The sequence below is a fragment of the Pontibacillus chungwhensis genome (assembly GCF_030166655.1).
Taxonomy (GTDB): Bacteria; Bacillota; Bacilli; order Bacillales; family BH030062; genus Pontibacillus.
Map to the genome: position 1 here is coordinate 739,321 of NZ_CP126446.1, position 12,135 is coordinate 751,455.

General features: G+C 41.1%; 9 protein-coding genes. All 9 read left to right on the forward strand.

The genetic code is table 11. The features are described from left to right. The first annotated feature begins 43 nt into the window (after positions 1-43). The 9 genes from QNI29_RS03860 (at position 44) to QNI29_RS03900 (ending at position 12,107) form a co-directional block, all read left to right on the forward strand. Positions 44-1,072, forward strand: coding sequence for a TIGR00341 family protein (locus QNI29_RS03860; protein ID WP_231418568.1), 1,029 nt, complete (start codon positions 44-46; stop codon positions 1,070-1,072). A gap of 471 nt (positions 1,073-1,543) precedes the next feature. After that, positions 1,544-3,295, forward strand: coding sequence for an ABC transporter ATP-binding protein (locus QNI29_RS03865; RefSeq protein WP_231418569.1), 1,752 nt, complete (start codon positions 1,544-1,546; stop codon positions 3,293-3,295). Next, entirely contained in the window at positions 3,292-5,325 is a 2,034-nt protein-coding gene (locus QNI29_RS03870) for an ABC transporter ATP-binding protein (protein ID WP_231418570.1), read from the forward strand. The genes QNI29_RS03865 and QNI29_RS03870 overlap by 4 nt, the downstream gene beginning before the upstream one ends. Positions 5,326-5,442: 117 nt before the next feature. After that, positions 5,443-6,312 (forward strand): S1 family peptidase, encoded by an 870-nt coding sequence (locus tag QNI29_RS03875; protein WP_354665924.1) that lies wholly within the window; start codon positions 5,443-5,445, stop codon positions 6,310-6,312. Positions 6,313-6,378: 66 nt separating this feature from the next. Further along, entirely contained in the window at positions 6,379-7,149 is a 771-nt protein-coding gene (locus QNI29_RS03880; RefSeq protein ID WP_231418571.1) for a PRC-barrel domain-containing protein, read from the forward strand. Positions 7,150-7,694: 545 nt separating this feature from the next. Beyond that, positions 7,695-8,435, forward strand: a complete 741-nt coding sequence (gene sigI / locus QNI29_RS03885; protein WP_231418572.1) for an RNA polymerase sigma factor SigI — start codon at positions 7,695-7,697, stop codon at positions 8,433-8,435. Beyond that, complete coding sequence (locus tag QNI29_RS03890) at positions 8,432-9,757, forward strand: anti-sigma factor domain-containing protein (protein WP_231418573.1); 1,326 nt, start codon at positions 8,432-8,434, stop codon at positions 9,755-9,757. The genes sigI and QNI29_RS03890 overlap by 4 nt, the downstream gene beginning before the upstream one ends. A 155-nt stretch (positions 9,758-9,912) precedes the next feature. Beyond that, a complete protein-coding gene (locus QNI29_RS03895; protein WP_231418574.1) occupies positions 9,913-10,290 on the forward strand; it encodes a DUF1499 domain-containing protein in 378 nt (125 codons plus the stop codon). Between the two features lie 194 nt (positions 10,291-10,484). After that, complete coding sequence (locus QNI29_RS03900; RefSeq protein WP_231418575.1) at positions 10,485-12,107, forward strand: DUF6583 family protein; 1,623 nt, start codon at positions 10,485-10,487, stop codon at positions 12,105-12,107. Positions 12,108-12,135 lie beyond the last annotated feature (28 nt).

Consider the following 12,135-nt stretch of genomic DNA (forward strand, 5'->3'; position numbering starts at 1 on the left):
CTACTAGAACAATTTGAATCCAGAAGAAAAGGGCGAGATTGAGATGAGCCTGCAATTAATAGAAGCATATATTCCTGATAAACATTTTGAATCGGTCAATGAGAAGTTACAGGAACAGCCGCATACCTCCTATTGGGTTTCGAGTGAATCCGAAGAAAGAATGTTAGTAAGGATCCTTGTAGGCTCTGACCAGGTCGAAGAGATCCTGAACTATTTAGAGAGTGTCTCAAACGTTGTAGACGGATTTGAAACCATGTTAATTCCGGTGCGTACGTATTTATCACGGGAAACGTTAAATAGTGAGAGTGAAGAAGAAACAAACCAAGAAGATGCAGATGAGGAAGAAAAGCAAATTCTCCTTCGGGCAAGTCGTCAGGAACTAATTTCATTTGTGGAGAGTAACAGCGTAACGACATTAAATTACTCTCTTATGATCTTTTTTTCAGCTGTCGTGGGGTCAATGGGCTTTATTAAAGATAGCGATGCAGTTGTGATTGGCTCGATGGTGATTGCTCCTTTGATTGGTCCGGTTATTGCCACGGCTTTTGCTGCGATTCTTGGAGATTATCGGTTGCTTGGAAAGGCTGCTCTGACTTCCTTTATCGGTGTGGCTATTGTGGTCGTTATGGCTATTTTGTTTAATTTTATCTTTCATATGAGTGGGGAATCTTCTCAATATACATCGAGGACAGGTGTCACGGGTTCTGACTTTTTCCTGGCTCTCGCCGCCGGGGGGGCAGGAGCGATTGCTACGCTGAATCGAAAGGCCGGAAACTTGGTAGGTGTTATGGTAGCTGTAGCTTTGCTGCCACCAAACGTTGCACTTGGGATGTCGATTGGGAAAGGGTTATGGGATGAAGCGTACGGATCGTTTCTCCTTGTCACGGTCAATATTATGTGCATTCTGTTATCTGCGGTCATTGTTTTCTCCCTTGCAGGTATTCGGCCTGTCAGGTGGAAGGAAGTACAACGGGCCAATGTGTCGAGGTCCTTGTCTATTGTATTTGTATTAATCATTGTAGCTTCTTTAGTAGGGGTTATCTTTCTGGGTGAGGGAATTTCAATGCAATAACAAGTGTCATAACCCAAGCTTTCGTTTCATATTGTAAAAAAGAAAATGATGGAAAGTTATTGACTTAAGATTTTGAAAATTATATACTTTAATCACTATTTATGAAAGGGAGGTCACATCAAAATGAACAAGCGTAGAATTGTAATTATGATTGCCATGAATATGAATAATTACGTGACCTCATCCTTCTCGTAAAAAGGTTCCAGTTGTCTGGTATCCTTTTGTTCATTTTGAGACGTTGAGGAGGTTACGACTAGATCGTAGCCTCTTTTTTGTGCCTTTAGCACATACGTTAAGAGTCTAACGTATGTGCTTTTTTTTGTCTTTTTTGAGGTTTGGCAGATTGTCTGCTTTATCTATATAAATCAAGTTTTGGGAGGCGTTAATTATGTTGAGTTGTATTCGTATGTATGGATCAAAGCAAGAGATGGAAGGCGGCTAACAAACGAATAATGGAAAGTTGGTGACAGGATGTTTTCGGTTCTAGGAAAATTAAATTGGTTTTTTAAAGAGTATTGGATCAGGTACTCAATCGCTATTATTTTATTAGTCTTTGTGAGTGCTATTGATATTTTGCCACCGAAGTTAATTGGGGCTGCTATTGATGGGATTCAATTTGAAACGTTGACGAGAGAGAGGCTAACAGAGCTTCTGTTCTGGTATTTGATGATTCTTATCGTCAGTTACGTGGTTTCGTATTATTGGGGATATTTATTGTTTGGAGGGGCAATGATTTTAGAGAGGAAGAAACGTTCTAACCTAATGCAACACTTCCTTGCCATGACTCCAACGTTTTTTGGGAAATATCGAACGGGCGATTTGATGGCTCGTTCTACAAATGATTTAAAAGCCATTTCTATGACAGCTGGGTTTGGAATATTAACACTCGTGGATTCGACCTTTTTTATGGTCATGATTGTAGGAGTCATGATCGTTACGATTAGCTGGAAGCTGACACTGGCGGCTTTAATTCCACTGCCGATTATGGCTTTAATGATGAAACGGTATGGAAAGACCATTCATGAACGATTTACAAAAGCGCAAGATGCGTTTGGAGACATGAATGACAGCGTTCTGGAGTCTGTAAGAGGGGTGCGAGTCATTCGTGCTTTTGTTCAAGAGAAAGAGGACCAGGACCGATTTCATAACATGACAAATGATGTATATGAGAAAAACGTGGAGGTCGCCAAGATTGACGCCATGTTTGAGCCTACCATTAAAATTCTCGTCGGTCTTTCTTATACGATTGGACTCGGATATGGAGCTCACCTTGTATTCGTCAATGCCATTACACTAGGGCAGCTTGTTTCCTTTAACGTCTATCTTGGTATGTTAATCTGGCCGATGTTTGCTGTAGGAGAATTGATTAATGTGATGCAACGAGGCAATGCCTCCCTTGATCGTGTAAACGACACGTTAGGGTATGAGGTAGACGTAAAAGACCCAGAGGACCCGAAGCATGTCCCTTTGCCAAGTGTGGTCAGCTTCGATCATGTAACGTTTCGTTATCCAGATACGAACCGGGATCAGTTACAGGATATTAACCTCACCGTGAAGCGGGGTTCTACCATTGGTGTCGTTGGGAAAACGGGTGCTGGGAAGACGACGCTCTTCCGGCAGATGTTACGGGACTACTCTGGTATGAAGGGGAGTTTAACGATAGCAGGTACCTCACTCGAAGAAATCGCTCTTGATACGTCAAGAGGGTGGATTGGATATGTGCCTCAGGATCAAATTCTCTTCTCTAAAACGGTTCGCGAGAATATCCAATTTGGTCGTGAGGATGCGAGTGATGAAGAGATTGAGCGTATTCTCGAGTTGGCCTATTTAAAGAAAGATATTGATAACCTTCCTAAAGGGCTCGATACAAAAGTCGGAGAGAGCGGAGTGACGTTATCCGGTGGACAAAAACAGCGTGTTTCCTTAGCGAGAGCGCTTATTATGGATCCTGAGATTCTTCTCTTAGATGATTCGATGTCAGCAGTTGATGGGAAGACAGAAGCGAATATTATCAGGCATCTAAAAGAAGAACGAAAAGACAAAACGACCTTTATAGCAGCTCACCGCCTTTCAGGTGTTCAGCACGCTGATGAGATTATCGTCCTTGAAGATGGAAAGATCGTAGAGCGTGGCACACATGAAGACTTGATGGAGCAAGATGGATGGTATAAGGATCAGTTTACGAAACAACAAATGGATCAAGAGGAGGTGGATGACCAGTGAAGCCTTCTACGGAGAAACGATTGTTTCAATACGCGTTAACAAGTAAGAAGACGATTTTATTTGGATTGTTATGTTTGACGATTGCTGTGGCTCTTGAATTAACAGGTCCGTTTATTGCGAAGCGCCTTATTGATGAGCATATATTAGGCATTGAGGCAAACTGGATTAAAGTAGAAGAGAATAACGATCACCATGTTGTCGCTTATAAGGATGAACTTTATAAGAGAGAAGATCGGTTAGAGCCGAGTGATCAGACGGGGAGTATAGCTACGATCCTGCAAGTGGGGACCTCTTATTATTTTGTTGAGGAAGACATTCCGACATCTGGAAAGAAGTCTGTTGAAAACGGGCGTATCACGGTCTCGAGCGGAGATGAAACGGCCACCGCACCAGTAACAGAAATGAGCCGGAGTGAACTATATGCCTTTTTCAAACCGGAAACAAGAGCGATCACATGGCTGTTGGCTTTATATGTCGGTTTGCTAGTCATTGCAGCGTTCTTTCAATATGGGCAGACGTATTTACTCCAAATTTCATCCAATCAAATTATTAAACGGATGCGAAATGATATATTTGCTCATATTCAGCGTGTTCCAATTGATTACTTTATCAACCGTCCTGCTGGGAAGATTGTCGCTCGAGTCACAAATGACACGGAGGCTATTCGGGAGCTTTATGTAAAGGTTCTGGCTACGTTTGTAACGAGCGCCATTTACATGACTGGGATCTACATTGCTTTATTCTTATTGGATCCAAAACTTGCTTCCCTATGTTTACTGTTGATTCCGATTATGTTTATTTGGATGAAGTTGTATAAGGCTTATGCAGGTAAATACAACCAAGTAATCCGATCTACGATTAGTGATTTAAACGGAAATATTAATGAAGCCATTCAAGGTATGCCGATTATTCAGGCATTCCGACGCCAGAAGCAAGTGACAGAAGAATTCGAAGTAATGAATGAGAAACACTATACGTATCAGAAGAAGTTGTTGAAGTTAAATTCTTTAACCTCTTTTAATCTTGTAAACGTCCTCCGGAATCTCGCATTTGTAGGATTCATCTGGTATTTTGGCGGAGCGTCATTAGGGGTTGGATCTATCGTAACAGCAGGTGTGCTCTATGCGTTCGTAGACTACCTGAATCGTCTGTTTCAGCCTGTGATCGATGTGGTCAATCAACTGGCGCAGTTGGAACAGGCCCGCGTGGCTGCTACGAGAGTATTTGAATTAATGGACCATGAGGGAGAGGTCGTAGAGTCGAGCCCGATCGAACGCTATAAAGGAAATATTGCGTTTAAGGATGTCTGCTTTGCCTATGAAGCGGATGACTACGTGCTGAAAGAGATCTCATTCCATGCAAATTCAGGTGAAACGGTTGCGTTCGTAGGTCATACAGGTTCAGGGAAGAGCTCGATTATGAATCTACTATTTCGTTTCTATGATCCGCAAAAAGGTAAGATTACCATTGATGAAATGGAAACAAGAGAACTCTCAAGGCAACAGGTGCGCAGCCATATGGGGATTGTCTTACAGGATCCTTTCTTGTTTACAGGCACCCTTCTGTCCAACGTAACGATGGGGGATCCTTCTATTACAAGAGAGAAAGCTATTGAAGCTTTGAAAGCTGTAGGGGCAGATGCCTTCATTGAGAAGTTACCCCACCAATATGATGAGCCTGTCAAAGAGAAGGGAAGTACACTTTCTGCCGGAGAGCGTCAGCTGATTTCGTTTGCGAGAGCCCTCGCATTTGATCCGGCCATTCTTATTCTCGATGAGGCGACAGCCAATATTGATACGGAAACGGAGAGTATGATCCAACGTGCGCTTCAAGTATTAAAGAAAGGTCGAACAACACTCGTGATTGCTCATCGTTTGTCGACCATTCAGCAAGCTGATCAGATTCTCGTTTTAGATCACGGACGAATTGTAGAACGAGGGAATCACGACTCTCTGCTACAACAAAACGGAATCTATCAACAAATGTATCAAATGCAACAGGGCAGACTGGAACAAGCGATCATTTCATAGCATAATAAGAAGTAGGCGCCCTGATGCGCCTGCTTCTTTTTTTAAGGGACAGACACACTTTAATGCTGTAAAGTAATGCACGGTGTCTGGCACCCTTTAGTTTGCTAAAGGGGGACAATGATGAGCGAGGATTATAAAGATAAAGAGTATTCAAAAGATATAATAGATCGTGATTTATATGAAGAGATTGATGATGAAGAAATGCGAGAGATCTTGGATGAGGAACGAGCGAAGCTAAGGGAGAAGAAGGAAGAAGAGGAAAAGCCGAAGCGTCCATTCCCAAAGTGGGCCTTCTGGCTGATCGCTGTTATGATGACCATTAATATTGTAGGCATCCTCCCTAAGACGTTTTCCCTCCCGGCTGTTGATTTCCTTATTAAATCAGCTGAACTGATGACAAACAAAGACATTGACGAGTATCAACAATCCGTTGTTGTAATTGAATCCGGGAATTCTAAAGGGACAGGTTTCTCCATTTCAGAAGATGGATATGTCATAACGAATGAACACGTCATTGATAATGAGATGCCAATTACCGTTGCATTTGAAGAGAGGGGCTTGTATGGCGGAGAAGTGGTTCATACATTCGAAGATATTGATCTAGCCTTATTGAAAGTGGAGCTAAAAAATCAGGAGGCCTTACCTTATCTCCCTCTTGCTGAAAAGACTACATTCACTGAACGGGAACACGTCTATTTCATAGGCAACCCCTTACGTTTTAATGGGATCGCAAATGAAGGAGAGGTCATTGGTTACAGGGGGCTTAGTGATTGGGACAAGGAAGTATTAATGCTTGATGCTCCAATCTATCACGGCAATAGTGGAAGTCCTGTTATAACAGAAGAAGGACGCGTCATTGCGGTCGTCTTTGCAACGATTAAAGATGAAGAACACGGAAAAGTAGGGTTATCTGTTCCCATTACGTATTTTCATGAAAAGATGAAGGGTCTCGAGCCTATGATTCAACTACCTTCTGAAGAAGACTAATTCGTTTGAGTCACGTTCTCTAGTGGTACATATAAACTATCGATACGACTAGAGAGGTGACAAACGTTGTTATTAAAAGGAAATTTACTTGAGAAATTTCACTTAGATGCAAACGATGGGGAACTAGGAAAGGTTAAAGATCTATACTTCGACGATAAGAAATGGGCACTTCGTTATATGGTTGTCGATACCCGTAAATGGCTACCTGGGAGAAAAGTCGTCTTATCTCCTTCAGGTATTAAAGAAATCAACGTAGAAGACCAACTCGTTCATATGAATAATGATAAAGAATCCATTCGTAATTCTCCTACCATTGAAGAGGAAGCACCGGTATCTGTTCAGAAAGAACAAGAAATGGCAAACTATTATGGTTGGCTTCCTTACTGGAAAGGTGACTCGCTATGGGGCACAACAGGCGCTCCTGAAATGGTAGGAACTGAAATGGCTCCACAAGCCCCGACCGTAACAGAAAATGAATTTAATGAAGAAGCGGACCATCACTTAAGGAGTATGAATGAGATTAAGGGAGACGAAGCCGGTTATCAATTAGAAACCGCAGATGGAAATGCAGGTTTTATCGATGACTTTATCATTGAAGATGAGAGCTGGAAAATTCGTTACGTTGTTGTCAAAACGGTAGAAAAACTTGGAGGAAAACGAATTCTCATTTCCCCGGACTGGATGGAGACAGTCGATTGGGGTAAAAAGAGTATCCCTGTAAATCTTGACTATAAACAGATTCAGGACGCCCCAGAATACGACCCAGACAAACCGGTTACACGTGATGATGAAGAGAAAATCTACACAGCCTTTCACAGACCAAAATATTGGCAATAACAAAAAGCCTTCTTGATCCAATAGGATCGGGAAGGCTTTTTTAATTTGTTGAGTTTTAAAGGGGCTTTTATGGATGTAACGGATTTAAAGTAATTTGATGGTAAGGAGTTCGTTAATTTTCTAGGCGCGAACGGTACACCAGTTTTAGAATGGCAGAGAATCTATGTTTCAGGGGGATATGGCGTGTTTCCGTTTCTCCCAATATAGAAATGGTGGTTCGGGAAAGCGAGTGATTTCCCGAATCACCTTATGCTCATGTGAGTGCTAACGGAAACTTTCTCTTATCAAAATCCCCCATTAAGCCATCCTCCCTCTCTCACTAGGGCTGAAAGAATATGGTTATAATCTACTGTAGATATAGGTCGAAATATGTTGTATGATACCCATATTGATTAAGGCTCAAACCGCGCCATGATAGGAAATTCATGGCTTGAATATGACATGTGGTGAAATCTTTTTGTAACAAAACTGCAAAAAACATCACAAAAAACACCCAAAAAATGATCAACTAAAGCGAAAACTATAATAGCTGGAGGTGAAGAGGGTTGATCAGACGTCTGTGGAAAAAGGAAAAGGATGGTTCACTTGAAGAACAAGTAGCACTTGTTCAGGAAGGTGACGAGGAAGTTCAAAACCATCTTATTAAAAAATATCAACCTTTTATCGCCAAAAGTGTATCTGAAGTTTGTAAACGATATATAGATCCAACGAAAGATGATGAATTCAGTATTGGTTTAATGGCCTTTAATGAGGCAATGCATTCGTATTCTCCTGATAAAGGCAGTTCCTTTCTTTCTTTTGCCAAACTTGTAGTGAAACGAAAGGTCATCGATTATATTCGCTATGATCAAAATAACCCTGTTGTGGCGTCTTTAGATCAGGAATATGAAGATGATGAGCAGATGGAAAACCCTCAGGAGGTAAAAGCTGCAAAGGAACGTTACCAAACTGAAACGGAAAGCTGGTACCGTCGCATTGAGATTCAAGATTTCAGTGAAAAACTGAAAGAGTACAAATTGTCATTTCAAGAACTAACAGAGGTGGCCCCTAAACACCGGGATGCTCGTGAATCTGCTATTCATGTAGCACGTACGGTCTACCACCATGAAGAAATGAGAGCCTTTGTGCTAGAGAAGCGAAAGCTCCCTATGAAACAACTGATCAATGAAGTGGAAGTCAGTAAGAAGACACTAGAACGGAACCGTAAGTTTGTTTTAGCCATTTTCATCATTTTGAATGAGGATTACGTATATTTAAAAGATTATATCAAGGGGGTGGGCCTGTGAAAAAAGGGGTTGTCATGGAACAACACCGACGATATACCATCGTAATGACGAGTGAAGGAACCTTTTACAAAGCCAAAGCGATTCAGTCTTCAATGCCTGGAGATGAAGTATCATTTGAACCGTTACCAGAACGGAAAGGATTCGGGTCGTTATTTCCGAATACCTTAAAGCCAAATGTCCGATTTGTCGCCATGGTTGCAGCTCTCTTGATTGCTATCCTTCCTCTTTATTCTTGGATTGATTCAAATCGAGCATATGCTTATGTCAATATTGAGATGAATCCAAGCATTGAGATGAAGGTTAACGACAAGATGAAAGTGATTGAAATGATGCCGCTTAACGATGATGCAAGTATAATCGTTGAGAAAATCACGGACTGGAAGAACAAAGCTGTTGAAAAGGTAACGATTACCGTCATAGAAACAGGCAAAGAGATTGGTCTTATAAATGAAAATAAGAGTGTCATGATTGGAGTCAGTCATGAAAGTACGGTTCGACAAGAGGAAGACGTTCTTCAAACGATCGATCGCTACTTACAGAGTCATTCGGTGAGTGGGATGAATATTGCGACGTTCGCTGTTCCGAAATCTATCCGCGAAAAGGCGGAAAGTGATGGAAAATCAATGAATGAAACGCTGGCAGAGTCCTATCAATTATCACGGGCTGGTAATGTAGTAAGCGGTAAGACGAATCAGATGTCCGAGAATGAAGCAGAGGCTTTCAATAACTTTTATAATAAAGCGCAAGTAGAAGCCCCTGATTCATCATCTGATGAAGAGGCACCTCAAGAAAAGAAACCGGAACCTTCCTCAAAAGATGAAAAGCAACAAGAGAATGAACAACCAAAAGAGTCATCAGAGCCACAAACAAAAAAAGACATTCAACCATCGTCTCCATCCACGAACCCAGTAAATCCCGCGGGTAAGGAGAAAGGATGGGCGAAACAAGGCAAAGAAAAGGAAGATCCACCGGGGCAAAGCCGGGGTCTTCCTTCTGGTCTATCTTCAAAACAACAAGAAATTATTCAACACTTACCACCTGGCTTACAGAAAAAAGTTCAATCCTATGACAACTGGAATGAACTGCCGCCTGGTATACAGAAACAAATTCTGTCTATCTACCAGTCATTGAACGATTACGAACAAGAGCTTAAAAAGAACAAACCACAGGGGAACGGAAAAGAGAAAGAGCACCAAAAGCAAAAACATTGGAATAAAGAAAAGAATGACAAGAAATATCAAGATCATAAACATGATAAGCATAAAGATAAGAAACATCGTGATGACAAACACAAAGAAAAGAAACACAAGCATGATGATTGATGAAGCAAAAAGACTTCTTTTAAGGCGGTAAGATGGGAACGCCTTAGAAGAAGTCTTTTTTATATTATGGATAGGAATATATTGGATGGTAGCCCATTCAAAAGTAGGCAATGGGATCGAAGTTGGGTATGCTAATAAAAAAGGAGTGTTGCATCTTGTCTCAATCAAACCTAGGAGTAAAAGACGGAAAATTAGCAGAGTGCCCATCTTCCCCGAACTGTGTTTCAACTCAAGCCGAAGATGCTTCGAAAAAGATGGAGCCTCTGCCCTTTAAAGGAACGCGTGAAGAAACGAAAGATACATTAAAGAACATTCTAAATGAGTATGGCCGTGTTTCTATTGAAGAAGAAACAGAGGATTATATTCATGCCACATTTAAAACGAAAATTATGCGCTTTACAGATGATGTCGAGTTTTATCTTGATGACAATGCTGAGGTTGTTCATTTTCGTTCCGCTTCTCGTGTGGGGTATTCCGACTTAGGCAAAAATCGGTCTCGCATGGAGGAAATTCGGACGTTATATAACAAGTGACAGAAAAGTCTCTATTTTAGAGACTTTTCTCCTATTTTATCTCTTTTTTCTGGAACGGTGTTTTCCTGGTAAATTACATAATAGTATAATGAGTAAGGCTTTTACATTATCTACGAATCTGTGAAACTTTTTCATCATACATTCGTAGAGACAACTACTAACCATTTATCAGGAAAACAGAAAGGGAGAGATACATGAGCAATCACCAACAAGCGAAAAAAGGCATGAACAAATGGCTTGTTACGCTCTTAACGATTGTCGTCATTGGTGCCCTTGGGGCTACGGCGTACGGTATGTTAAAGGATTCTAATCCGATGACCATGTACATGAAAGCTCAAAAGAACACGATGGAAGATCAGTTCGAGCGTATGGAAGACTACACAGGAAGTTATAAAGAGATTTATGACCGTCAATTAGAAGAAGCTTATGAGACAAAGGGATCTGTCACAATGGATCTTAATGTAAAGGGAGATCAGATTCAACAATCCTTCCCTCAAATGGGTATGATTCAAGGAATTATTTCTACTTTGAAAGTCGAGTATAATTCAAAAATTGACCCAGAATCAAAAGAAACGTTTGCTAGTGCAGATTTAACGATGCAAGGAAACAGCATTGCGAACGGAAGTTTCTATCAAAATGAAAACACAGCAGCTGTACAAGCACCATTTGTCTATGATAAATATTTCGCACTTGGAAATGACGAACTAGGTGCATTCCTAGAACGTATGGGAGAGTCAAGTGAAGGCATTAACGAACTTCCGAACTTTGCAGAGTACTCCCAGACGCAACTTTCATTCGAAGAAGTGGAAGAAATTATGCAAGATTACGTTGTGACCATAGGAAAGCAACTAAAAGAAGAACAATTCTCTCTTAACGAAGGAGCTACTTACGAAGGAGAGAAATACGATAAAGTAACCGTAGAGATCAGTGAAGAAGAAGCTCATGAAATGCTTGTTGCTGTTCTTGAAGAGTTAAAACAAGATGAACGCATTTGGGACATCCTTGATCAACAATCTGCTCTTCAGCAGGGTGTGAATTCTGTTTCAAATGAAGATATGAAAGCCGACATTGATGAGGCAATTGAAAACGTTGACTCGATTAAAATCCCTGGAGGGATTACAATCGAAGCTTATCTGAAAGATGATTTAGTAGCTCATCAAACATGGAACATGAGTCTTCAACCAGAGGACGCTGAAAAAGTAGCGATGGAAATCTCAACAGATTACGTGAAAGAAGATGAAGATCGTTATACAAGCTCTGCAGATATGACGTTTACACCAGAAAATGAAGAAGGTTCCGTTTCTGTAAGCTATAAAGAAGACGGGAAACCAAATAAAGATGGTCTTCATGTGGATCATACTATTGGTGTGAATTCAGAGATCCCATCTGAAACATTCACGATGGACCTTATCTTAAATTCTGACTTTACAGAGCAAGGGTCGAAAACCGACTTTAATGTGGAGTTATCTGGTGACGCTTTAGGTGAGCAGCCTATGCCAAACATCTCTGGTTTCGTTAACATGGAAACAACAGAAGAGGACGATGATAGCTACAATCGTAAGGTCGATTATGGGTTGAACTTTAGTATGGATGATCCGATGATGGGTGAAATGGCAGCGGATGTGGAACTGAACGTGGATCAGAATATTTCGTTCTCTGATGACCTTTCTTTCCCTGAATTAAAAGATGGCAACACTGTACGTGTGATGGACCAATCTGATCAGGAATTAGAGCAAATCGCACAAGATATTCAGCGTAACTTCCAGCAGCACATTGGATCTCTATTAGGTGGATTTGGCGGTTTAGGTGGATTCTAAATCGTGAAAACCAATTATTTAAGAAGGG